The 23,549-nt window shown below is 47.3% G+C and carries 19 protein-coding genes; 10 read left to right on the top strand and 9 right to left on the bottom strand.

Features of this window, described 5'->3' with window-relative positions; all coding sequences use genetic code 11:
* Positions 1-42 precede the first annotated feature (42 nt).
* Together ACFQRK_RS14560 and ACFQRK_RS14555 are read right to left on the bottom strand one after the other, a co-directional pair.
* Complete coding sequence (locus ACFQRK_RS14560; protein WP_379007914.1) at positions 43-795, bottom strand: ABC transporter ATP-binding protein; 753 nt, start codon at positions 793-795, stop codon at positions 43-45.
* An 18-nt stretch (positions 796-813) separates the two neighbouring features.
* On the bottom strand, positions 814-1,548 hold the full coding sequence (locus ACFQRK_RS14555) for an MlaE family ABC transporter permease (protein WP_379007911.1): 735 nt from the start codon (positions 1,546-1,548) through the stop codon (positions 814-816).
* Between the two features lie 137 nt (positions 1,549-1,685).
* On the opposite strand from ACFQRK_RS14555, the gene ACFQRK_RS14550 reads away from it, so the two are divergent.
* From ACFQRK_RS14550 to ispG, 5 genes are read left to right on the top strand one after another with little or no spacing between them, the layout of a single operon-like run.
* Entirely contained in the window at positions 1,686-2,405 is a 720-nt protein-coding gene (locus ACFQRK_RS14550) for an SDR family oxidoreductase (protein WP_379007909.1), read from the top strand.
* Between the two features lie 13 nt (positions 2,406-2,418).
* Complete coding sequence (locus ACFQRK_RS14545) at positions 2,419-2,985, top strand: PspC domain-containing protein (RefSeq protein WP_379007908.1); 567 nt, start codon at positions 2,419-2,421, stop codon at positions 2,983-2,985.
* An 8-nt stretch (positions 2,986-2,993) separates the two neighbouring features.
* A complete protein-coding gene (locus tag ACFQRK_RS14540; protein WP_379007905.1) occupies positions 2,994-3,947 on the top strand; it encodes a LiaI-LiaF-like domain-containing protein in 954 nt (317 codons plus the stop codon).
* Entirely contained in the window at positions 3,947-4,561 is a 615-nt protein-coding gene (locus tag ACFQRK_RS14535) for an RDD family protein (protein ID WP_379007902.1), read from the top strand. Before ACFQRK_RS14540 ends, ACFQRK_RS14535 begins: the two co-directional genes overlap by 1 nt.
* A gap of 36 nt (positions 4,562-4,597) precedes the next feature.
* Complete coding sequence (ispG, locus tag ACFQRK_RS14530) at positions 4,598-6,604, top strand: (E)-4-hydroxy-3-methylbut-2-enyl-diphosphate synthase (protein WP_379007901.1); 2,007 nt, start codon at positions 4,598-4,600, stop codon at positions 6,602-6,604.
* Positions 6,605-6,661: 57 nt separating this feature from the next.
* Here ispG and ACFQRK_RS14525 read toward each other — a convergent pair whose 3' ends face one another.
* The 3 genes from ACFQRK_RS14525 to ACFQRK_RS14515 all read right to left on the bottom strand — a co-directional run bounded on the left by ACFQRK_RS14525 (position 6,662) and on the right by ACFQRK_RS14515 (position 9,821).
* Entirely contained in the window at positions 6,662-7,177 is a 516-nt protein-coding gene (locus ACFQRK_RS14525; protein WP_379007899.1) for a T9SS type A sorting domain-containing protein, read from the bottom strand.
* Between the two features lie 209 nt (positions 7,178-7,386).
* Positions 7,387-9,078 (bottom strand): amino acid permease, encoded by a 1,692-nt coding sequence (locus ACFQRK_RS14520; protein ID WP_379007897.1) that lies wholly within the window; start codon positions 9,076-9,078, stop codon positions 7,387-7,389.
* Between the two features lie 68 nt (positions 9,079-9,146).
* Positions 9,147-9,821, bottom strand: a complete 675-nt coding sequence (locus tag ACFQRK_RS14515) for a hypothetical protein (RefSeq protein ID WP_379007895.1) — start codon at positions 9,819-9,821, stop codon at positions 9,147-9,149.
* A 109-nt stretch (positions 9,822-9,930) separates the two neighbouring features.
* Here ACFQRK_RS14515 and tyrS point away from each other — a divergent pair, with 109 nt between their 5' ends.
* Positions 9,931-11,214, top strand: a complete 1,284-nt coding sequence (gene tyrS / locus ACFQRK_RS14510) for a tyrosine--tRNA ligase (RefSeq protein WP_379007893.1) — start codon at positions 9,931-9,933, stop codon at positions 11,212-11,214.
* 165 nt (positions 11,215-11,379) lie between these two features.
* Here tyrS and ACFQRK_RS14505 read toward each other — a convergent pair whose 3' ends face one another.
* The gene (locus ACFQRK_RS14505) at positions 11,380-12,069 is read right to left on the bottom strand and encodes a DUF4397 domain-containing protein (protein ID WP_379007891.1); all 690 of its coding nucleotides are present in this window, start codon (positions 12,067-12,069) and stop codon (positions 11,380-11,382) included.
* A gap of 168 nt (positions 12,070-12,237) precedes the next feature.
* Between ACFQRK_RS14505 and ACFQRK_RS14500 the strand changes: the two genes are divergently transcribed.
* Positions 12,238-14,841 carry a DNA translocase FtsK 4TM domain-containing protein gene (locus ACFQRK_RS14500; protein WP_379007888.1) on the top strand — a complete coding sequence of 868 codons (2,604 nt, stop codon included), beginning with the start codon at positions 12,238-12,240 and terminating at the stop codon, positions 14,839-14,841.
* A 3-nt stretch (positions 14,842-14,844) separates the two neighbouring features.
* On the top strand, positions 14,845-15,504 hold the full coding sequence (locus ACFQRK_RS14495; protein WP_379007886.1) for an outer membrane lipoprotein carrier protein LolA: 660 nt from the start codon (positions 14,845-14,847) through the stop codon (positions 15,502-15,504).
* Positions 15,505-15,513: 9 nt separating this feature from the next.
* On the opposite strand, the gene ACFQRK_RS14490 is transcribed toward ACFQRK_RS14495, so the two are convergent.
* Complete coding sequence (locus tag ACFQRK_RS14490; RefSeq protein WP_379007884.1) at positions 15,514-16,320, bottom strand: lytic transglycosylase domain-containing protein; 807 nt, start codon at positions 16,318-16,320, stop codon at positions 15,514-15,516.
* A 245-nt stretch (positions 16,321-16,565) separates the two neighbouring features.
* Between ACFQRK_RS14490 and ACFQRK_RS14485 the strand changes: the two genes are divergently transcribed.
* Together ACFQRK_RS14485 and ACFQRK_RS14480 are read left to right on the top strand one after the other, a co-directional pair.
* Positions 16,566-17,654: a pseudouridine synthase gene (locus tag ACFQRK_RS14485; protein WP_379007882.1), complete on the top strand. Its 1,089-nt coding sequence runs from the start codon at positions 16,566-16,568 to the stop codon at positions 17,652-17,654.
* 28 nt (positions 17,655-17,682) lie between these two features.
* Entirely contained in the window at positions 17,683-18,153 is a 471-nt protein-coding gene (locus ACFQRK_RS14480; RefSeq protein WP_379007881.1) for a hypothetical protein, read from the top strand.
* On the opposite strand, the gene ACFQRK_RS14475 is transcribed toward ACFQRK_RS14480, so the two are convergent.
* Together ACFQRK_RS14475 and rpoC are read right to left on the bottom strand one after the other, a co-directional pair.
* Complete coding sequence (locus tag ACFQRK_RS14475; protein ID WP_379007879.1) at positions 18,140-19,090, bottom strand: TIGR01212 family radical SAM protein; 951 nt, start codon at positions 19,088-19,090, stop codon at positions 18,140-18,142. The two genes, ACFQRK_RS14480 and ACFQRK_RS14475, sit on opposite strands and share 14 nt — an antisense overlap.
* A 169-nt stretch (positions 19,091-19,259) precedes the next feature.
* Positions 19,260-23,540: a DNA-directed RNA polymerase subunit beta' gene (gene rpoC / locus ACFQRK_RS14470; RefSeq protein ID WP_379007877.1), complete on the bottom strand. Its 4,281-nt coding sequence runs from the start codon at positions 23,538-23,540 to the stop codon at positions 19,260-19,262.
* Between the last annotated feature and the right edge of the window lie 9 nt (positions 23,541-23,549).

Below are 23,549 nucleotides of genomic sequence, written 5' to 3'. Positions count from 1 at the left end.
GGTCAGCGATTTTTTACGACCATTCTTTGCGTGACTTCAAACCTAAAACCGCTCCTTCGCCGATTTCATAAATGGACTCGCGAAAACGAAGTTGTTCAGCTCTTCAACATCCGTATGCGCAATTTCCTTGTTAGATCCTTCCCACCATTTCTGGCCTTTGTAAAGAAAAAGAATGTACTCCCCGATGCCCATCACCGAATTCATATCGTGGGTCACCACCACCGTGGTGCATTGATACTCCTCGGTCAATTCAGCAATCAGTTCGTCGATCAGAATTGATGTTTCGGGATCAAGGCCCGAATTGGGTTCATCGACAAACAGATACTTCGGACTCATACTGATGGCGCGTGCTATCCCCACGCGCTTTTTCATACCGCCGGACAATTCGGCAGGATACAGCTTGTTGCGCCCGGCCAGATTTACACGCTCTAAGCAGAAGTTTGCCCGGTCTATTTTTTCGCTGCGGCTCATATCGCTAAACATTTCCAACGGAAAGGTAATATTTTGCTCCACGGTCATCGAATCAAACAACGCCGAATTTTGAAAAAGCATTCCGATTTCTTTCCGGATGGGAATCCGCGCCTCAAAATCCATCCGGGTAAAATCCTCTCCATTATACAGTACCTTACCCTCCTCCGGAGCGTGCAGCCCCACCATACATTTTAATAATGTGCTTTTCCCCGAACCGGAACCTCCGATGATGAGACTGATTTTGCCAGGTTCAAATTTGGCATCTATGCCTCTTAGTACATGGTTTTCGCCAAAAGATTTATGGATTTGTTGAACTTCGATCATATGAAGGACGTAAAATGGTTAAAGCATCATTGCTGTGACAATGTAGTCGGCTACCAAAATAGAAATGCAGCTGATGACCACGCCGCGGGTGCTGGCTTGACCAACCTCCAACGCTCCTCCCCGAACATAAAAGCCTTTGAATGCTGAAACGGATGTAATAATAAATCCGAAGACGAACGCTTTAACCAGGGCAACAGCTACCGTATAGCCAATGAACCCGTCCGTAATGCCATTGATATAATCTGCTGGCGTGACCGCGCCCGAAAGTGCACCTCCCATAAGCCCGCCCACCAAAGCCAGAAAAATAGATAGGATAACGAGCACCGGTATCATGGTGATCCCGGCCAATATCTTGGGAAGGATTAGGTAACCCGGTGCGTTGATGCCCATGATTTCAAGGGCATCAATTTGTTCGGTAACACGCATGGATCCGATTTGGGAGGAAATCGATGAACCGACCTTTCCTGCCAGTACCAGTGCGGTAATCGTGGGGCTTAACTCCAATATACTGGAATCCCGGTTGATCTGTCCAATAACAGAGGTAGGAATTAAGTCGGAAACCAATTGAAAGGCAATCTGCATGGTCATTACAGCACCGACAAATGTGGAAATAATGGCAATCAGCCCTAAAGAACCTACCCCGATTTCATTCATTTCGTGAATGATTTCCTTCCAATAAATTTTCCATTTTTCCGGCCGCCTAAAAACTGATTTCAGCAGCAGCAAATATTGTCCGAAATAGGTAAAAAACATAAACTTGTCAAAATATCACGGCCATTGTTCCGGCTAAATATACACGTTTTACGGATATGAAACGAAAATAAGCCATCCATTGTTTGACGGTGTCGCTGATAAACTTCTTAACTTTGACATTCAAACAACATCACGACATGCGACCTCTTATCAATCAGACTGCGCTGATTACGGGTGCAACCAAAGGAATGGGACATGCCATTGCTGAAAAACTTGCCGAATGTGGCTGCAATTTACTGCTATCCGCCCGCAGCAGTGAAACACTGGAAACGTTAAAGCACCAACTGGAAAACCGCTATCCCGGTATTGCTGTGCAGTACTTCGCTTGCGACTTTGGGGACAGTAGACAACTGACCAGGCTGATTCATTGGATAGAAGAACAGTTTCCGGGTCTAGATATCCTTGTCAATAATGTAGGCATATTCAGACCGGTATCCCTATTAAATGAGTCCGATGAAGACTTCGACCTCCAAATGCGTGTCAATTACCACACCCCTCATCGGCTATCCCGGTCAATTGCCCGTAATATGTGCAAGAATGGCAAAGGCCACATCTTCAATATCAGCTCCATTGCCAGTCGGGAACCGGTTTCATCGGCGGGCACCTATACTGTAACAAAATACGCCGTAAGGGGTCTAACCCAAGTATTGCGGGATGAAGTAAGGCCACATGGCGTAAAGGTGACAGAAATCATACCCGGCTCTACATTGACGTCTTCCTGGGAAGGCACATCGGTTTCTGCCGATCAGTTCATACTACCGGCCGACATCGCAACAGCGGTTGCCGCGTGTCTACAACTGAGTGCAGGTGCCCACGTGGACGAAATCGTGATAAAACCTCAATATGGTAACAGCTAAAAATGGATGGATCATGGAAAAGAAACTTCAACGGATTCCCTACGAGGGAGCGGTGGCCGGTGTTTGCGCCGGATTGGGGGCCTATTTCCGGATAGACAAAACCTGGGTGCGGGTGGCATTCGTCCTCAGTGTTTTCTTTTCGGGGTATATGGGTATCGGGCTGTTGGGACCGATTGTTTATATAGTTTTGTGGATCGTGCTCCCCGTCAAAGCCTTCTCATTGCCACAAGATCCATTCGATGTTGACTACCGCACGAAAGCGGATCAAGAATTCACGGCTTACACCCACTATACGCCGCCGCGTCCCGCCGAGCAACGGATCTCAAAAGATCGGTATATAGCCGGACTAATATTGCTGCTGGTGGGGATATTTTTCCTGTTGCACCAACTGGACGTATTTTATTGGCGGGATTTCGCCCGTTACTGGCCTGTGTTAATCATCGTGATGGGATTAGCTAGTATTTTCGGAGCTTTCAACGACAAACGGCCGACGGTCCGTAGTGAAAAGGCTCACCGCGACAGTCGAGAAGCTGAACAGCCGACAGATGACAACGACGAAACGCATTCATACACTAAATAGCCAGGGTCATGAATAAAGAAAAATTAAGCTGGGGACTCATCCTATTGTTTATAGGTGGCGTCCTGTTATTGGACAACCTAGACGTCATCAATTTCTACTGGCGATCTGTATTCAGCATGTGGCCGGTTATCCTCATCGTGATCGGTGTAAATCTCCTGGTACCACGCCGGGGCGTCGGAAATGCAGTGTCCGTTATCGTCACTATCGCTGCCCTGGCGTTTCTTGCCTACCGCGGCATGTTTCCACCGCACAACAATTGGTGGATGTTTGACAACAACACCCGACGCAGCGAAACCGAACGGTCGCCGATGGAACAAAGACGGCCGGGCAACTCAAAGGGTACGTTTACCCACGAATACGACAGTGCGATTACCACGGCGAATCTTTCGATCAAGGGCGGAGCCGTCGAATACGAGATCGAAGGCATCACCGATAAGCTTTTCAGTGCAGAAGCGGCAAGCACTATCGGTACCCACTACCTGGAAACCACCTCGGATGGTTCCAATGCCAATCTTTCCTTCCGTATGAGGGATCAAAAAAAGGGCAATTGGAATTTAGATGACGACGAAAACTGGGCTAAAATCAGTCTCAATCCTCATCCTGTATGGCATATCAACCTGGATATGGGCGCGGGATCTGCAGAATTTGATCTGACCAAGTACAAGGTTGCCGGTCTTAGTTTTAATGGCGGAGCCGCGTCATTCGAAGCGAAAATGGGTATGCCCTTGGAAGAAACGGTCATCACCGCCGAATCAGGTGTCGCTAGTGTAGAGATCGAAGTGCCAAAAGCAGCCGCTTGTAGAATTGTCGTTAAATCCGGTCTCTCCTCTCGAGATTTCCCGGGCTTTACCAAGCAAAGCGACGGTTCATACGTGACCGAAGGTTACGACAACGCTGGCAACCGGTTTACTATTAACCTCCAAGGCGGGCTCACCTCCTTTACGGTAAGACGGTACGACTAGTGAATCCTTCAGATCGATATGAAGTGGTGGTCCAAGGGAAACCGCAGGGGCCCTTTTCACTGGATGAACTGCGTGCGATGAAGCTCCGTCCCACGGACTTTGTTAAGCCCGTAGGTCATCCGGAATTCAAAGAGCTACGGGAAATCGAGACGTTAAGCAAGGCATTAAACATTGCTCATCAATCCACCCAACCGCAATACTTCGCCTCGATGGATATGCGGCTGCTATCTACGGCCATTGATTATTTCTTCGCATTTTGCGGCTATGCGGTCTTGGCAGCTATCTACCTTGGCGGCACAGCAAACACTCCGACACGTATTCCTACACTCCTTATGGGTCTGGCGCTCGTTCCCATTTTTAAGTTCGTTGCCTGTGTTATCCTGGAAGGTTCTCGGAAACAGGCATCCTTCGGTAAAATACTCATCGGCGTGAAGGTAACCGACGAGCAGGGAAAGCCCATTGGTTACGGCAAAGCGGCCACCCGTAACCTGGCCAAACTGGTCGGCGTCATAACGCTAGGCATCGGCTTCCTCTCAGGCTTCTTCGATCGGCGGCAACAATGCCTGCACGACAAAATAGCAGGCACCCTTGTGATCAAAGATCGGTTGATCTGAATATATAAATCATTATCCATAACTTTGTAACCGGATATGGATACAAAAATCGGAAACATCTTACCAGGAGGCTATTGTCGTTCATTAACGGAATATTCAAGATGGCTTACCCGTGAGGTAGCCATTGGTGACGTACCTTTGGGAGGCAACAATCCCATTCGTATCCAAAGCATGACTACCGTGGATACCATGGATACTCAAGGCTCTGTGGAACAGACCATCCGGATGGTGGAAGCGGGTTGCGAATACGTACGCATTACCGCACCCAGCATCAAAGAAGCCCATAATCTAGCGGAAATTAAAAAGGAACTCCGTAAAAGGGGTTATAACGTTCCTTTGGTTGCCGATATCCATTTTACACCCAATGCAGCGGAAGTAGCCGCGCGGATCGTTGAAAAAGTACGCATTAATCCCGGCAATTATGCCGACAAAAAGAAATTCGATCAACTCCGTTATACTGAGGCGGAATATAGCGCCGAATTGGAACGAATTTACGGCAAGTTTGCACCGCTGGTGAAAATTTGCAAGGAGTACGGCACAGCCATGCGCATCGGCACGAATCACGGCTCTCTTTCGGATCGCATTATGAGCCATTATGGCGACACGCCGGAAGGCATGGTCGAATCCGCGATGGAATTTATCCGCATCTGCGAGGACCTCAAGTATTACAACCTGGTTATTTCCATGAAATCCAGCAATCCTCAGGTGATGGTCCGAGCATACCGGCTTTTGGTGGAAAAAATGGTAGCTGAAGGCATGAACTATCCCTTGCACCTCGGCGTTACCGAAGCGGGAGACGGTGAGGATGGGCGTATCAAATCAGCCGTAGGTATTGGCACCCTACTTGAAGACGGATTGGGCGACACGGTCCGTGTGTCGCTGACCGAAGAGCCTGAATTCGAAGCTCCCGTAGCCATCGCGTTGGTTAACAGGTATACCAAACGCCGACACGAAACCGCGCTTCAACAATCTGGGAATGCCAACCCGGCATTGCCCTTGGCTCAGCCCGTGATCAGACCCTATGCATCTGCCGAAACGAATGCCTTCATCGGCGGCTCGTTGGTACCTCGGGTTGTCATCGACCTTTCACGGACCGCATTGAGGGATCCGGCCATCCTCTCGGAAGTAGGGTATAAATACGATTGGATGCTTGACAAATATCACATGGGCGAACAGTCGGTGGATTTTGTTTACTTTGCCGACAAACTTCCTTCATTTACCATGCCCGGGAACCTCAAGCAGTTGTACAATTACCGGACTTGGAAAACGATTACAAATAAATCCAATATTCATCCGGTATACACTTTAGCCGAATTTATTGAAGCCGATTTACGGGATCCCCATCTTAATTTGGTACGAACCAGCTACGCCGATGTCAACACGCCTGAGTTCGAGGCCCTGCCGTTAGACAAAACCATTGTCTTCTTACTTGAAACCAACGAAATACATGGAATGGCTGATCAACGCCTATTTTTTTCGGCGTTGACTGAATTGGGAGTAGACAATCCCGTTATCATCCATCGGCACTATTCCGCTGAAGAATTTTCTGCGATTCCAGGCAATTTGATGGACCCAGAGGAACCTTTATCCAAACTGCAACTTTACGCTGCGACGGATATGGGGGCATTGTTGGTGGATGGAATGGGCAGTGGCATATGGATCGATTCCCCTGCTACGCCGATCGATAAATTGGTATCTGCTTCATTCGGAATTTTACAGGCTACCCGCTCGCGGATTTCTAAAACGGAATACATCTCTTGCCCAAGCTGTGGCCGCACGCTCTTTGATTTGCAAGAGACCACGCAAATGATACGCAGTCGAACAAACCACCTGAAAGGACTTAAAATCGGAATCATGGGATGCATTGTCAATGGTCCGGGAGAAATGGCTGACGCCGATTATGGCTATGTAGGTGCGGGTCCCGACAAAATTACCCTTTACCGCGGCAAAGAAATCGTTAAACGCAATGTCCCATCGGCAAGTGCCTTGGATGAGCTTATCGAAATCATACGGGAAGACGGTCGTTGGTCGGAACCGGAATAAGAAGGGAATATAAAGATACGGGATTAGTTTAGTTCCTGCTGCGGCGACCGCTACAGCCTACAATACCGAGATACGCTTAACGACAGTTTCTGTACCCGCTGATACACGGATAAAATAGAATCCGTTGGTCAATTTACTGCTGGTATCAAAAACGTGGCTTTGCGGACCCGCGTCAAGTTCTTGATTCAACAAGGTCATGACTTCATTGCCCAATGCGTCCATTACTTTAATGGATACCGAATTTCGTTTACTAAGTCGATAAGAAAGACTGATTTGATCGACCACCGGGTTCGGAAATACCTTCACGCTACTCAATAATTTTTCATTATCTGCAGGATTATTATTACCGATACGAAATGGAAAGAAATTACGAAACGAGGAAAACAATGATCGCTGGGCACGTTTCTCCGAATCAGAAAGCAACAGTGTGCTGGATTGGGGTTCACCCTGTTTCACCACACGGGTAGTATCCGTTGCAGCCGCTGTAGACTGCTGCATAGCACGAGCCTCTCCGGCGAGAACCGGGCCGCTTACTATGAGGATAACAACGATGTGGTGTAAAAACTTTCTCATATATTCCTGATTCGAATATGGTGAATGACGTGATTTAATTTAAGTTTAATCATCACCATGTTTAATCGTACCTTACAAAGGTAGGATAAAAGCGTCTAAACTGTGTAAACAAATGTAGAAGTTTTTTATTAATTTAACAATTTTTAACACGTTCTGACGTTTGCTGGTTCAGCGCACTATACCATGCCCGACGGCTAAACACCCGACATTCATCCATCGGTATTTTTCAATTTGGAATGCCGGTAACCATACCCAAAATAAACCACTAAGCCCATCAGTAGCCATACCAGAAAAATAAACCAGTTGCTCGCCCCCAATTGTGACATCAAATACAGGTTGACAAGAATTCCCGCAACCGGCAGCAAAGAGAACCGATACCTATACCCCATGACACAAAGCACCATCCAGACTAACCAAAACACGATGATCAACAATTTGTGCTCAAAAATTTCTGCCACCGATAACCCGTGCCATTCCGCAATCGTCTCCTGACCATACTGATAAACACCCCATATTGCGATCAAAAAACCGAGGGTGATCAAATATTTCCCATTAATATAAGGCACTCTAAAACTAGATTGCTCCGAAATACCTGTATAATCCATATAAAGCACACCAGCGCACACTAAAATAAATGCGAAAAATGTACCGACGCTTGTAAGATCCACAAAAAAATCCATCTTGAAAAATAAGGCCGGTATAGCCACGAGAATACCCGTTACAATCGTCGCAAAAGATGGGGTTTTGTACTTCGGATGTATAGTGGCGAAGCGTTTCCAAAGTAAACCGTCACGGCTCATCGTCATCCATATCCTCGGCTGAGCTAACTGAAAAACCAGCAATGCGGAGGTTATCGCAACCACCGACGTGACGGACACTATTCCGGCCATGTAGTCCAAGCCGACGTATTCAAAAACGTAGGCTAACGGATCCTTGACATTCATCTCCTTATAGTTTACCATACCTGTCAAGACCAAGGTAATTAACACGTACAAAACCGCGCAAATTAGTAGACATAAAATCATGGCTCTCGGTAAATCTCGTTGCGGGTTTTTGCATTCTTCGGCCGTAGTAGATATCGAATCAAACCCAATAAAGGCAAAAAACACCGCAGCCACGCCGCTCAATACGCCTTCGACACCATTCGGCGCGAAAGGCACCCAGTTTTCCGGTTTGACAAAAAACGCACCGCCGAAAATGACAAATAAAATAACACCGATTTTTATAGCCACCATCACGTTGCTTGCTGTACGTGATTCTTTAATGCCAATATAAACCAGCCAAGTCACTAAAAAGGTAATCAGGCCCGCAGGCAGATCAAATATAACAGGAAAATCACCTATTTTCGGTGCCTGTTCATAGGCAGCGACAGCTTCCCGCTCGATACCGGATAGCGAATCAAGCCCTTGGGTTTGCAGCTTTGCGTAAGCTTCAGTCGCATAAGCGGGCGCCATGGTAAGCCAGCCGGGAAGATGAATACCGAAACCTTTAAGCATGCTGACAAAGTATTGCGACCACGAAATGGCTACGACCATATTCGATACGGCATACTCCAAAATAAGCGCCCAACCAATAATCCAGGCAAACAATTCGCCGAACGCTACATAGGCATACGTGTAGGCACTTCCCGAAACGGGTACGGTACTGGCAAATTGTGCGTAGGATAACGCAGTAAACACACAAGCAACCGCGACAAAAACAAATAGCAATGAGACCGCTGGCCCACCATTAAAACTGGCTAGCCCGATCGTACTGAAAATCCCGGCACCTACGATAGCCGCTATTCCCAGCGAAACCAGATCGCGGACACCCAACACCTTCGCCAATCCTCCACTCCCGTCTGATTGTGACGCCCGGATAATTTGGTCTACCTTTTTTTTGCGGAAAAGTCTATTCGCCATATATCGGTATCATCAGGATCGATTCGATCGGTCAAACTTAGGGAAAAATACCGAAAGCTCAGACAGACTTAGGAAAGTTTGGACGCTACTTCCTCAAAAATATGCGGAAATTCACCCGTTAAATTTGCGGCGTAATCACTGACGATTTCCGTTATCCCGCTGTATTGATCACGATCCAGCTGGACATTCCAAAGGCGGCGGCAGATTCCGATCATTGCATGGGTAATCTGCCCGAAATCGCGGTAGCCGGCTACGTATTGCGCACGCATAAAGCTATTGAAATACTTGAAGAAGAATGCCGTATCCGAAACTCCACACAATTTCAGGAACCGGTCGGTCGCTTCTCGATCCGCCGCAGCTAAATACTCATAAAAATCGGATTCGTGCACCCAATTATAATGGAGCAGCAGGTGATCAAGAAGCAGTTCCAAAGCGATATGCGACAGGAACGAGGGACGGATCTCCGTGGCTTCCACAATAGGCGCAAGCAGCGTTCTCAACCGATGCGTATGGTCGTAAAAAAACGAAGAACTGTGAAAGCAGCGATCGGTCTCTACATGCCTCATCCAGCCTTGATAAATGCTCTGAAGTTTAGGGTTATTGCCAAAGCGGTCTTCGTGTTTTTGAGGTAAAACATTCACATTCCGATCCGCATTCTTGATGAGATCCGGCAATACACACCCTAAGACCAACTCGGGATTATGGCGATACCGTTCGAAATAATAATGTGAAAGGAAATTCATTCCGGCTTTCTAATTATTGAGCACTTATTGTGCCAAGATAACGATTTTCGCTGATATTCTGCTATCTTTGCCGCCGTATTAATCAGGCAATTGAATAGCACAAACAACCATGGGTTTTGTTGATGAATTACGTTGGCGGGGCATGTTGCACGATATTATGCCCGGTACCGAGGAGGAACTGCAAAAAGAAAAAATATCGGGTTACATCGGTTTTGATCCTACAGGTGACTCGTTGCACGTTGGCCATCTTACGCAATTGATGACCTTAATTCATTTCCAGAAAGCGGGGCACCGGCCGGTTGCGCTGGTAGGCGGAGCAACAGGCATGGTCGGAGATCCGTCGGGAAAATCTGCGGAACGGAATTTGCTCGACGAAGACACATTGAACCATAACATTGCTTGCCTGAAAAAACAGTTGGCCAAGTTCCTCGACTTTTCAGATCCCGAACAGGGGGCGATCATGGTAAATAATTACGATTGGTTCAAACGCTTTCATTTTCTCGATTTTATACGTGAGGTGGGAAAACACATCACGGTCAATTACATGATGGCTAAGGATTCCGTAAAAAAGCGCCTTGAAGGAGAAAACGGGTTGTCCTTTACCGAGTTTTCCTATCAATTGATACAGGGATATGATTTTTACTATCTCTGGAAGCATCAGGGTTGTATCCTCCAAATGGGGGGATCCGATCAATGGGGTAATATTGTCACGGGCACTGAGCTCATCCGTCGCAAAGACGGAGGCACCGCCTACGCGCTCACTACCAAATTGATTAAAAAAGCAGATGGAAACAAATTCGGGAAAACCGAAAGCGGGGCAGTGTGGCTCGACCCTAACAAGACATCTCCCTATCGTTATTATCAGTTTTGGTTAAACGCGAGTGACGACGATGCGAAAAACTGGATTAAAATTTTCACGCTGAAATCCGAGGAGGAAATCAACGCCCTGATCGCTGAGCACGACGCGGCCCCTCACCTACGAATCATCCAAAAAGCTCTTGCTAAAGATATCACCATCCGCACACATTCCGAAGCGGATTACGAGACGGCGATAAAAACGTCTGAATTCCTGTTTGGCAATGGGTCATTGGAGTTCTTGACAGGCATGTCCCATGCGGCCGTATTGGATGTGTTTGATGGGATACCACAGTTCCCTATTGCCAAGGATCAGTTGGCCGACGGAATCGATATTTTGGAGCTTCTCGCAGTTTCTTCTGCGGTTTTCCCTTCCAAAGGAGAAGCCCGTAAAATGATCCAGGGCGGTGGTGTATCGATCAATAAAATTAAAATCAGCGATAGTAATCAGCGATTATCACTCGCAAATTTGGTCAACGACCGGTATTTGATAGTCCAACGAGGCAAGAAAAACTATTTTTTGCTGATTACAATGTAGTGCAAAGCGTGCGACCCTGGCGACCCAAACCTCGAACGAAGGAGCGATGGGAACCGTTTAGTTCGGGCAGTCGCTTGGACACCGCATAAAAAAACCGCTCCCGGGGAGGGAGCGGCATCCGTCTTTCGACGGATTCAATCAACCTAAACTTTATGGAGAAAATCGTTAATGAACAATCATATCATGGCCAAAATCCAGCTCGGCATTTCCCTCGTTGTCAAACATCCCCCTGATCCATACGGTGTAGATTCTGCCGCTTTCGGGTTTAAACTTAAAGGAGTGCACCCGGGCACCGCCGCTGTGCTCAAAGACACTGAAAACGTAGGTCTGGCCGGCATCAACAGCCGAAAAATCTTTAACCTCCTTAAATGCAATATCGCTAGCAATTAACGTATCCGCACTTTCGACCCCGAAATCCAGCGCCGGCGCATCCGGACTCAGATTAATAAAGCGGATCTTAGCTTTACCTGCCGCCGGTTCAGACAAGTCATCTTCGGTAACCATCAATTCGATGTCATCCTCAAGTCCCACTACGTATATGGAATAAAATTGTCCGGGCGTAAACTGTACATTACCTTTTGCCAAAAGCCCCCCGCTTGTGATGTTTCCGCCTTCAAACACTCTCACCTCCCGCGTACCCGGCCACGCCTGCTTGTACGGCAAGGTATCGCGGTAAGCAAAATCCTCAACCTCCCGGGTTTGTAAGTCGTAGTTGAGCCAACTTTCATTCAAACCGATGTCCAAATGTTCCGATCCGGGAACGGCGTTCAATGCCCGTACCGCAGAAACGTGATATACACCGTCCTCATCTTTCAAACAACCACTTAGTGTTACCAATCCAATAGCAAAAATCATAGAGGTAACCACCCATCTATTTTTTTTTGTTTTGCCAAATCGTCTCATTCAACTTCGTAAATCTAAATGCCTTTCCGCTTACTGAACAGATAACGGACATCATAAACAGAATGCTACAACCTCCGTAAAAAATCCGTAAGTTTGTCTCAAACATAACGTATCGTTTAGATGTCGGGAAAAGGAAACTCATTCAGAAAAAACATACAGCACGATACGGAAGGCAAACCGTCTTTACGCAAAAAAAGTGAGCGTAAGCCGAGATCCAATGCGCCATCCGGTAGTGCACTGGGAAGTAAATTGATAAAAATAATAGGTCTGTTCCTGCTAATCTTATCGGTGTATTTTCTTATCGCATTTATTTCTTACTTATTTACTTGGAAAGAGGATCAAAGCTATGTTTCAGCGGCCAACGGCGGATGGAATACACTGTTCAAAACCCGTGAAGAGTTTGCCTTGGCAGGCATTGAACCGCCGGTAGTACAAAACTGGATGGGAAAATTTGGGGCATTGCTTGCCCATCAGTTTATCTATAAGTGGTTTGGCATCGCGTCCTTTATTTTTGTCGGTATCCTGTTCATCATCGGATACAGGTTATTATTTAAAATAAAAATTCTTTCTATTTGGAAGACCTTGGGATATGCAACTTTTATTATCATCTTTTTATCGGTTGCACTTGGGTTTATCCACGGATTCATAACTGATTATCCCCACTTTCTGGAAGGAGAATTCGGATTTTGGTCCAATAAACTGCTTGGCGCACAAATCGGTGTACCGGGTGTGGGTGGCTTGTTGATTTTCACCCTATTGACAGTGCTGATCGTGTTCTTCAATTTCGACTTCAAGTTCGGCAATAAAAGCCAGCAGCCGGCCACTTCCCAACCCTTGGGAAGAGAATCGGCCAACGTATCTCGCGATGAAGAACGGTATATTCATGAATCGGAGTATCGGATTGATCCGGTGGAATTCCGGCTGAATAGAAACAAGGAGCTGGTCGAAGATGAAACCCAGGCTTCCAACCAGATGAAAACGCCCGCGAATCCGATTAACGACACCGAAAAAATCCAGCAGAATCTAACCGTACCTCCGAAAGCGAAGTCGGAAGAAGCGAAGTCGGAAGTAGTGAAAGACGGATTCGATTTTTCAATCGAAACATCGGGGGAGAAACCTAAAAACGAGTTGATCACTCCACCACTGACCGTATCTCCCATAAAGGAAGAAAAACCGAGCACAGCCGATGAATTGGTGGAAAAGGTAGGCCAGTACGATCCCAAATTGGACCTATCCAGTTACCAATACCCAACGCTGGATTTACTGCGTGATTACGGTTCAGGCAAAATCACCGTCAACAACCACGAGTTGGAGGCAAATAAAGATAAAATCGTCGACACCCTGGGCAATTATAACATTGAAATTGCCAAAATTAAAGCTACGATCGGACCAACAGTCACGCTTTACGAAATTATTCCAAAACCTGGTGTCCGCATTTCCAAAATCAAAAATTTGGAAGACGATATTGCACTGAGTTTAGCGGCATTAGGTATCCGTATCATTGCGCCCATGCCGGGTAAGGGAACCATAGGGATCGAAGTGCCCAATAGCCATCCCGAAATGGTTTCAATGCGATCGGTTTTGGCCACTGAAAAATTTCAACACACGGATATGGATCTGCCGATTGCGCTCGGAAGGACCATATCCAACGAGGTTTATATTGCGGATCTTGCAAAAATGCCCCACTTGCTGGTAGCTGGGGCCACCGGGCAGGGCAAGTCGGTCGGCATCAATGCGATCCTTACATCCTTGCTTTACAAGAAACACCCCGCAGAGCTTAAATTTGTATTAGTAGACCCAAAAAAGGTCGAGTTATCGCTATTTAAGAAAGTTGAACGCCACTTTCTGGCAAAATTGCCCGGGGAAGAGGACGCGATCATCACCGATACGAAAAAGGTAATCAACACACTCAATTCCCTTTGCATCGAAATGGATGCTCGCTATGACCTGCTAAAAAATGCGCAAGTGCGAAACCTGAAAGAGTATAATGCCAAATTCATCAACCGGCGGCTCAATCCTGAAGAAGGGCATCGTTATCTGCCATTTATCGTACTCATCGTCGACGAGTTTGCCGATCTGATGATGACGGCGGGGAAGGAAGTGGAAACCCCCATTGCGCGGCTGGCACAGTTGGCCCGTGCCGTAGGTATCCATTTGGTCATCGCCACACAACGCCCATCCGTAAACATCATTACCGGCACCATCAAAGCCAATTTCCCCGCCCGTCTGGCATTCAGGGTATTATCAAAAGTAGATTCTCGTACCATCCTCGATTCAGGCGGAGCCGATCAGCTAATCGGACGTGGCGACATGTTGCTGGCTACCGGAAGCGATCTGATTCGGATCCAATGTGCATTTGTGGACACCCCTGAAGTGGAAGAAATATCCGATTTTATTGGTGGCCAACGCGGTTATCCATCCGCCATGTTATTGCCGGAATATGTTGGCGAAGATGGGGAAGGAGGCATCGAAGATTTCGATATGCGGGATCGCGACTCCATGTTTGAAGACGCAGCCCGCCTCGTTGTACTGCATCAACAAGGCTCTACCTCGCTTATCCAGCGTAAACTAAAACTCGGATACAACCGCGCCGGTCGGATTATTGACCAATTGGAAGCCGCGGGCATTGTGGGGCCATTCGAGGGTAGCAAAGCACGGGAAGTGCTCTTTCCTGACGAATATTCATTGGAACAGTTTTTGGATGGGTTAAAGAAAGATGCATAAAAGATGAAAACAGCAATTATCTGCTCGTCGCTGCTGCTATCCTTCTCCGTATTTGTCACACAGGCTTATGCACAGACAGATGCCGCTGCAAAGTCCAAACTGAACAAAGTGACTCAAACGTATCAGGGATACAAAACGCTTCGGGCGAACTTTACCCTGACCGTTCAACAGCCCCAGCAAGCAAGCAACTATACGGAATCCGGCACGCTCTCCATGGAAGTCGCTACCGGCAAATATCGCATAACGACTGACCGTCAAGACATAATCAGCGATGGGAAAACGCAATGGATGGTCCTTAAGGAAGAACAGGAAGTGCAGGTAACGGAAGTCGACAATTCGTCGGAAACAATATCTCCGTCGACTATCTTTTCGTTTTATACCAAAGGATACAAGTATGTGTCTGCTCCTGACGAACGCTCCGGCGGAACTCCGTTGACGGTAGTCGAACTGTCGCCCGAAGACACGCAAACCCCCTATTTCAAAATTAAGCTACGCATCAACCAGTCTTCCAATCTGATACATGACGTAACCATATTTGACAAAAGTGGGGTTAAATACACTTACGTTCTAAAAAATACAACGGCTAATCCCTCGATCGCTGCCGATGCTTTTACATTTAAGCAAACGAATTATCCCGGCATGGAAATCGTGGACCTCAGGTAGTAAGTCGTCTTACAACCCATGGGAAGCTGGCGCATCGTAGTCGGCCGCGTCAGCCAATAACGTTTTCGTTCGATAGCCGTGCCGGTTCGGATGTTCAATGATTTCTTTTACTGAAATCAGTTTGTATACATAGCTGCCCGTTTCACGGTTGAGCTTCAAACGGAAATAGTTGTCTTCATTTTGGCGATCAATCGCGCGTAGCAAGTTGCCCTCGCCGATATTAAACGCTGCTGCTACCAGTGTCCAACTATTAAACTCCCTATATAATGCTTTTAGGTACCTCGCAGCCGCAATCGTCGATTTCTCGATGTTTTGGCGTTCGTCCGCAAGGCTATCCACCCGCAATCCAAACGCCTTTGCCGTATTGGGCATAAACTGCCAATACCCCGAAGCTCCTCGGTGTGACGTCGTACCACTTCTGAAGCCGCTTTCCACCAAGGGGATGTATTTGAAATCCTCTGGAACTCCGTGCTGGCGTAAGATGGCGGCTACCCTCGGTAAAGCCCTCAATGCCTTATGATGCAAGAGGTGGGATCGTCGCTTCGCATACGAGTATTCTTTTAGGTGTTTCAGCATCTTCTTCTCAATGCGCTTGTCGCCCAATGGCAAGGTTTCATCCGCAAAATTAAGCGATGCAAAATACGAGGTGTTGCGGATATTTGAGATATCTTCTAGCAACAGTTCTCCTTGGGATAGAGAGTCATGCGGCAGTGCGTTGGGTGTTTCTGTATTGGCTACCAAATTGTATGAATACAATTTTGAAAGCAACACCAGTAATAAAACCGCACTGCAACAGAGCAGTTGTTTTTTTATCATTCAGTACCTTTTCTGTAACGCATGGCAAAGCAATAAATAAGGCCGTGCATTACTTGATCCAAAAAGTTGACTGCAAAAGTAAAAATTATGATGTTAATATACAAACAGTTACATAAGATCCCTTGGTTTTTTAACATTAATTAACGCAATCCAGACTGCTAATTTTATGTAAAAAACAAGGGCTATCGCCTGTAAAACCATATTTTTGACTACCTTTGCAGTTCACATTTTTTTAGGGTAAAATCATGCCATTTAGTAACAAAAGGAACAGTCGTGACGACAAATCCAAACGCCCCGGCAAATCAACTTCAGGTTTTTCAAAGCAAAGCGACCACAAACACCGGAGCCATAATACATCCAAAAACGATGGCAGGGACGCAGCAAGAAAATCAACCGATTACCGGGATCGGCGATCAGACGGAGAGCAAAAGCCCTTCAATCCCAATCGTGAAAAAGCGTATGGAAAAAGTGGAGAAAAACGTTCATACAACAGCGAGAGGCCGCCATACAAAGGTGAAAAACGTCCGTTTGGCACTCGCCCGTACGATCCGTCAAAGAAAAAGCGCGAACGGACTGAGTTTGTCCCTAAGACATTTAAGCCGAATCCTGAAGACGATGGTCTGATCCGGCTCAACCGATACATCGCGAACGCCGGTGTGTGTTCGAGACGAAAGGCGGATGAATTGATTGAGGCAGGCGTCATTACCGTAAACGGGGAGGTTGTCACCGAATTGGGTGTAAAGGTCGATCCATCCAAGGACGAAGTACGTTACAATGGTGAACGCCTTAAACGCGAGAAAATGGTATATGTACTTCTTAATAAACCCAAGGATTACATTACCACCACCGATGACCCGCAAGAACGGCGCACGGTTATGCATTTGGTAGCTAAGGCATCAAAGGAACGGATTTATCCAGTAGGGCGATTAGACCGCAATACAACTGGGTTGCTGTTGCTTACCAACGATGGCAATCTAGCCGAAAAACTTTCGCATCCACGCAATAACATCGTCAAAATATATAACGTGGAACTGGACAAAAACCTTACACAAGGTGACCTCAATAAAATCGCCTTCGGTGTAGAATTGGAAGATGGTCCAATTAAACCAGATGCCGTAAGCTATGTGCAAGGCGGAAGCAAACGAGAAATAGGAATCCAGATCCATAGTGGTAAAAACCGGATTGTAAGGCGCATTTTTGAGCATCTGGGCTATGATGTGATCAAATTGGATCGGGTAGTTTATGCCAATCTTACCAAAAAAGACCTTCCCCGCGGTCGCTGGCGATATTTGGAAGAAAAAGAAATCATCCAGCTCAAGCACTTCATTAAATAACTTTCAATTTCCAATTTTCCATTAGAAAATGACTGACCCGAAATCACTGACTTCCGTCTCCGAATTCCACAGGACATTCAAACATCCCATACTCGAAAAGCCCACTATTCCCGACGAGGAACGGTGTCGACTGCGGATATCGCTGATCGCTGAAGAATTAAAAGAGCTCGAAGAGGCGATCGCGAACAAAGACATCGTCGAGGTTGCCGATGCACTTTGCGACATTCAGTATGTTTTATCCGGGGCCGTATTGGAATTCGGTCTAGCTGATAAATTCAGCGCGTTATTTGATGAGGTACAGCGGTCCAATATGAGCAAAGCTTGTAAAACACAGGAGGAGGCAGAAGAAACCGTTCGCTATTACACCGAAGAGCGAAATACCCCGTGTTTTTACGAAAAGCAGGACGGTTTATTTTTGGTTTATCGCACTGAAGACCGTAAAACGCTTAAATCCGTCCGGTATTCTCCGGCAGATTTACGGGCAATTATTGAGGAGTGAACTTAGATCCTTGGTAAGCGCCTCTTCGCTCCAATTCCTTATCAATATATGTCTGGATCGCTGACTTTCCTTTACCCCAATTCGGGGCAATGAGCAAATCCTGATCGGCGAGTCCGAAGAGGCGCTGTATGACGATATCAGGTCGCAACAGCGGGATAAACTCGCAAAGGAAATCGGCATATTCCTCCAAGCTGAACACGTGAAACGGATTCCGCTTATATTGGACTCCCATAATGGACCCCTCGACAATATGGAGATGATGCAACTTCACAAATTTAATCTGCGGGAAGCGATTAATCTCATTGGCATATCGCAACATCATTTCCTGCGTCTCCCAAGGGAACCCGAAGATGGTATGCACACATATATCCAACGGGCTATTCTTCACCAATCCAAGCGCAGTTTCCAATTCCTCGTGTGAGCACCCTCGGTTAATCCGGTTGAGCGTGTCGTTATAAATCGATTCCATCCCCATTTCCAGGTCTACGTCGTAACGGTCAGCGTAGCTTTCAAGTAGGGCGACCTTCTCGAAGTCGATGCAATCCGGCCGCGTCCCGACGGACAATCCGACCACATGTTCGGGCGCGACCTGTAATGCCTCGTCGTACATGGCCTTCAGGTAATGTGCGGGCGCATATGTGTTAGTATTTGGCTGAAAATAAATCACAAATTTTTCCGCTCCGTAACCCTTTACCGCTCGTTGGATCCCTTCCTCAACCTGTTCGCGTATCGTAGGCAATTTACGCGCAGAATCGGGGGTAAACGAATCCACGTTACAATAGGCACAACCTCCGTACCCTTTGCTTCCATCCCGGTTCGGGCAGGTAAAATTGCCGTCCACAATGATTTTGAACACCCGCTTACCATCGTATTTAGCACGTAAATACGCACCATAATGGTTATAAGGTTTCTGTCCGATGTCAAGTAAGGTGCCCATAATGATCGCAAAGATACGAGATAGATTCGAGATATGTGGCTTGAGATATGGACTCGAGATGTTGGATATAAAAACAAAAAACCGTCAGGCACATACGTACCCGACGGTCTTTATGAATTTATCGGTGATTGCCGACTTCTATTACTGACTACTGACCACCGGTCACTACCTAATCTTCCTCTTTCGAAGCAATCAGCTGATCGTACTCTTCTTGCGAGCCTACGATGATGCGTTCGTAGTCGCGTAGACCGGTTCCAGATGGAATTAAGTGTCCAACGATCACGTTTTCCTTCAAGCCCAGCAGATCGTCGCGCTTTCCGGCGATGGCAGCTTCGTTGAGGACCTTCGTGGTCTCCTGGAAGGACGCCGCAGAAATAAACGATTTTGTACCCAAAGACGCACGGGTAATCCCTTGCAGCAATGGGCTGGAAGTAGCCGGGATAGCATCACGAACCTCCACCAGCTTCAAATCGCGGCGTTTCAGGCCAGAATTGACATCCCGTAATTTTCGCAATGACACAATCTGACCCGGCTTCAACTCGTTGGAATCCCCTGCATCCACGACCACCTTTTTATCATAGATGGCATCGTTTTCCTCCATGAAATCCCATTTGTTGACAGCTTCTTTTTCCAGGAAGCGAGTATCACCCGGATCTTCAATCTCCACTTTCTGCATCATTTGATGCACGATGGTCTCGAAGTGCTTATCGTTGATCTTCACGCCCTGTAGGCGATAAACTTCCTGTATACCGTTTACAAGATATTCCTGTACGGCCGAAGGTCCTTTGATAGCCAGAATGTCGGCCGGAGAAATGGATCCATCGGAGAGCGGCATACCTGCTTTCACGAAGTCATTATCCTGCACAAGAATGTGCTTAGACAGTGGCACCAAGTACTTTTTGATTTGTCCGTCCCGTGATTCAATGGAAATCTCACGGTTACCGCGCTTCACACCACCCAAGCTTACCACGCCATCAATTTCTGTCACAACAGCTGGATTTGAAGGGTTACGGGCTTCAAACAACTCCGTAACACGCGGCAGACCACCGGTAATGTCTCTCGTTTTACCTGTCGAACGCGGTATCTTGGCAAGAATAACACCTTCTTTTACCGTAATGTTATCGTTAACCGAAACGTGAGCTCCCACAGGAATATTATAGGTACGGATTACCGCCCCTTTGCTATCTAAGATTTTGATGGCAGGGTTCTTCGTCTTGTCGCGGGTATCGATGATCACTTTTTCACGGTGCCCGGTCTGTTCATCAGATTCCTCGCGGAATGTTACACCTTCGATAATGGATTCAAATTCTACCTTGCCACCAAATTCCGAAATAATCACGGCGTTGTACGGGTCCCAAGAGCATATGCGCTGTCCCCTTGTCACCTTATCACCCGCATTGACATATAGATAGGAACCATACGGGATATTGTTCGTCATCAACACTTTCCGGGATTCCGGATCAATGATCCGCACCTCACCGGAACGGCCAATCACCACCTGGTCAGGTCCTTCCTCCCCTTCATGGGGCACAGACCGGATGTTCTCAAGTTCAATGATACCGTCAAATTTGGCCGATATCTGCGATTCAGCAGCAATGTTGGATGCAGTACCACCCACGTGGAATGTACGAAGCGTAAGCTGCGTACCTGGCTCACCGATGGATTGGGCTGCGATAACACCGACGGCCTCACCTTTTTGCACCCGCTTGCCGGTAGCTAGGTTCCGGCCGTAGCAAAGTGCGCAGACACCTCGTTTGCTTTCGCAGGTCAACACCGAACGGATTTCAAGGCCTTCGACGGCCGAAGCTTCGATTTTTGCCGCTACTTCCTCATCGATATCCTGATCGGCAGCCACCAATAAATCGCCACTTAGCGGATCATATACATCGTGCAGGGATACACGTCCGAGAATCCGGTCATATAAAGGCTCGATGATATCCTCGTTATCTTTCAGTGCCGTTGTATACACACCCCGCAAACCGCCGCAATCTTCGTCGACCACAATCATATCCTGAGCTACGTCGTGCAAACGGCGGGTCAGATAACCTGCGTCGGCCGTTTTCAGCGCCGTATCCGCAAGACCTTTACGAGCCCCGTGTGTAGAAATGAAGTACTCCAATACCGACAAACCTTCCTTAAAGTTCGAAAGGATCGGGTTTTCGATAATTTCTCCACCGGAAGAACCAGACTTTTGAGGTTTAGCCATCAATCCCCGCATGCCGCAGAGCTGACGGATTTGTTCTTTTGAACCCCGAGCGCCTGAATCCAACATCATGTACACCGAGTTGAACCCTTGATTATCCGTCGAAAGAATCTCCATCACGTTCGCCGTCAACCGGTTGTTGATGCGCGTCCAGATATCGATAATTTGGTTATACCGTTCGTTATTGGTAATGAAGCCCATGTTATAGTTATTCATTACCTCTTCTACTTCCTTCGTAGCCTGATCAATCAAGTCGGCCTTAGCATCCGGAATGTTCAAATCCTGCAGGTTGAACGAAAGTCCGCCCTTGAACGCCATCTGGAAGCCGAGTTCCTTGATATCGTCGAGGAACTTAGCGGCACGCGCCATACCCGTGATTTTCACTACTTCACCGATAATATCCCTTAGGGATTTCTTGGTCAACAGTTCGTTCACGTATCCGATTTCCTCAGGGACGACCTGGTTGAACAGTACCCGTCCGACCGTGGTCTCGATGATACGTTCCTCGATATTTCCATCTTTACCCCTTACTTTGGTCTTCACCTTGATGAAGGCATGCAGATCGATCCGCTTTTCGTTATGTGCAATAATAACCTCTTCCGCAGAGTAAAAGGTCATGCCTTCCCCTTTCATCACACGGGTTTCGTCAGACTTACGTCCTTTCGTTGTGTAATAAAGCCCCAATACCATGTCTTGCGAAGGTACCGTGATCGGGGTGCCATTTGCTGGGTTGAGAATATTATGCGAAGCAAGCATAAGGATTTGAGCTTCCAAAATGGCCGCATTGCCCAAGGGCAGGTGCACAGCCATCTGGTCACCGTCGAAGTCGGCGTTGAATGCCGTACATACCAACGGGTGCAATTGGATAGCCTTACCTTCCACCAGCGTTGGTTGAAAGGCCTGGATACCCAGTCGGTGCAATGTTGGTGCCCGGTTGAGTAGCACAGGATGGCCTTTCAATACGTTTTCAAGGATATCCCACACGACCGGGTCTTTACGATCTACAATCTTCTTTGCGGACTTCACCGTTTTCACGATACCCCGCTCGATCATCTTTCGGATGATAAACGGCTTATATAGTTCGGCCGCCATGTCTTTCGGCAGACCGCATTCGTGCAATTTCAGGTTTGGACCCACGACAATGACCGAACGCGCTGAATAGTCCACCCGTTTACCCAAAAGGTTCTGACGGAAACGTCCCTGTTTTCCTTTCAGGATATCCGAAAGGGATTTCAGTGCCCGGTTCCCTTCTGTCTTCACAGCATTCACCTTACGGGAATTGTCAAACAGGGAATCTACTGCCTCCTGCAACATCCGCTTTTCGTTACGAAGGATCACTTCAGGTGCCTTGATTTCCATCAACCTCTTTAACCGGTTATTACGGATAATCACCCGACGGTATAAATCATTCAGGTCGGAAGTAGCAAAACGGCCACCTTCCAGCGGCACCAACGGACGGAGTTCCGGCGGAATAATCGGTACGATCTTCACAATCATCCATTCCGGACGGTTCTCGATGCGATCTCTTGACCCACGGAACGCCTCCACTACCTGCAAGCGCTTCAATGCCTCATTCTTGCGTTGCTGAGAAGTTTCGTTAGCTGCTTGATGGCGCAGGTCGTAAGAAAGCTGGTCGAGGTCAAGCCGCTTCAACAGTTCTTCCAACGCTTCAGCGCCCATTCTGGCAATAAACTTCTGCGGATCCGTATCGTCAAGGAACTGATTTTCCTTGGGTAACGTATCCAGAATGTCGAGGTATTCTTCCTCAGTGAGGAAGTCCATATAGTTAATACCGTCCTCCTCCTTCACACCCGCCTGAATGACCACGTAACGCTCGTAATAAATAATCATATCGAGCTTCTTGGTGGGCAGCCCCAGCAGGTAGCCGATTTTGTTTGGCAACGAGCGGAAGTACCAGATATGCGCAACAGGAACTACCAAGCTAATGTGGCCCATGCGTTCCCGGCGTACCTTCTTCTCAGTTACCTCTACACCGCAGCGATCGCAGACGATCCCCTTGTAACGGATGCGCTTGTATTTACCGCAATGGCATTCATAATCTTTCACGGGACCAAAAATGCGCTCGCAAAACAATCCGTCACGTTCGGGCTTATACGTCCGATAATTGATGGTTTCGGGTTTGACCACTTCACCGCTGGAGCGCTCAAGAATGGTTTCCGGAGAAGCCAAGCTGATGGTAATCGAAGTGAAGTTGCTTTTTATTTTATTATCTTTCTTGTAAGACATACTTTCGTT

The sequence above is a fragment of the Parapedobacter sp. GCM10030251 genome, from assembly GCF_042666505.1.
Taxonomy (GTDB): Bacteria; Bacteroidota; Bacteroidia; order Sphingobacteriales; family Sphingobacteriaceae; genus Parapedobacter.
The sequence above is the reverse complement of the archived record's forward strand: the minus strand, read 5'-3'. Positions and strand labels throughout refer to the sequence as shown.

What these genes read in the sequence shown, in the direction of transcription:
- rpoC (WP_379007877.1), bottom strand. Translation starts at nt 23,540, where the DNA reads ATGTCTTACAAGAAAGATAATAAAATAAAAAGCAACTTCACTTCGATT.
- ACFQRK_RS14525 (WP_379007899.1), bottom strand. Translation starts at nt 7,177, where the DNA reads ATGAGAAAGTTTTTACACCACATCGTTGTTATCCTCATAGTAAGCGGC.
- ACFQRK_RS14540 (WP_379007905.1), top strand. Translation starts at nt 2,994, where the DNA reads ATGAATAAAGAAAAATTAAGCTGGGGACTCATCCTATTGTTTATAGGT.
- ACFQRK_RS14555 (WP_379007911.1), bottom strand. Translation starts at nt 1,548, where the DNA reads ATGTTTTTTACCTATTTCGGACAATATTTGCTGCTGCTGAAATCAGTT.
- ACFQRK_RS14485 (WP_379007882.1), top strand. Translation starts at nt 16,566, where the DNA reads ATGCCATTTAGTAACAAAAGGAACAGTCGTGACGACAAATCCAAACGC.
- ACFQRK_RS14500 (WP_379007888.1), top strand. Translation starts at nt 12,238, where the DNA reads ATGTCGGGAAAAGGAAACTCATTCAGAAAAAACATACAGCACGATACG.
- ACFQRK_RS14515 (WP_379007895.1), bottom strand. Translation starts at nt 9,821, where the DNA reads ATGAATTTCCTTTCACATTATTATTTCGAACGGTATCGCCATAATCCC.
- ACFQRK_RS14480 (WP_379007881.1), top strand. Translation starts at nt 17,683, where the DNA reads ATGACTGACCCGAAATCACTGACTTCCGTCTCCGAATTCCACAGGACA.
- ACFQRK_RS14520 (WP_379007897.1), bottom strand. Translation starts at nt 9,078, where the DNA reads ATGGCGAATAGACTTTTCCGCAAAAAAAAGGTAGACCAAATTATCCGG.
- tyrS (WP_379007893.1), top strand. Translation starts at nt 9,931, where the DNA reads ATGGGTTTTGTTGATGAATTACGTTGGCGGGGCATGTTGCACGATATT.
- ACFQRK_RS14560 (WP_379007914.1), bottom strand. Translation starts at nt 795, where the DNA reads ATGATCGAAGTTCAACAAATCCATAAATCTTTTGGCGAAAACCATGTA.
- ACFQRK_RS14505 (WP_379007891.1), bottom strand. Translation starts at nt 12,069, where the DNA reads ATGATTTTTGCTATTGGATTGGTAACACTAAGTGGTTGTTTGAAAGAT.
- ACFQRK_RS14550 (WP_379007909.1), top strand. Translation starts at nt 1,686, where the DNA reads ATGCGACCTCTTATCAATCAGACTGCGCTGATTACGGGTGCAACCAAA.
- ispG (WP_379007901.1), top strand. Translation starts at nt 4,598, where the DNA reads ATGGATACAAAAATCGGAAACATCTTACCAGGAGGCTATTGTCGTTCA.
- ACFQRK_RS14495 (WP_379007886.1), top strand. Translation starts at nt 14,845, where the DNA reads ATGAAAACAGCAATTATCTGCTCGTCGCTGCTGCTATCCTTCTCCGTA.
- ACFQRK_RS14490 (WP_379007884.1), bottom strand. Translation starts at nt 16,320, where the DNA reads ATGATAAAAAAACAACTGCTCTGTTGCAGTGCGGTTTTATTACTGGTG.
- ACFQRK_RS14475 (WP_379007879.1), bottom strand. Translation starts at nt 19,090, where the DNA reads ATGGGCACCTTACTTGACATCGGACAGAAACCTTATAACCATTATGGT.
- ACFQRK_RS14545 (WP_379007908.1), top strand. Translation starts at nt 2,419, where the DNA reads ATGGAAAAGAAACTTCAACGGATTCCCTACGAGGGAGCGGTGGCCGGT.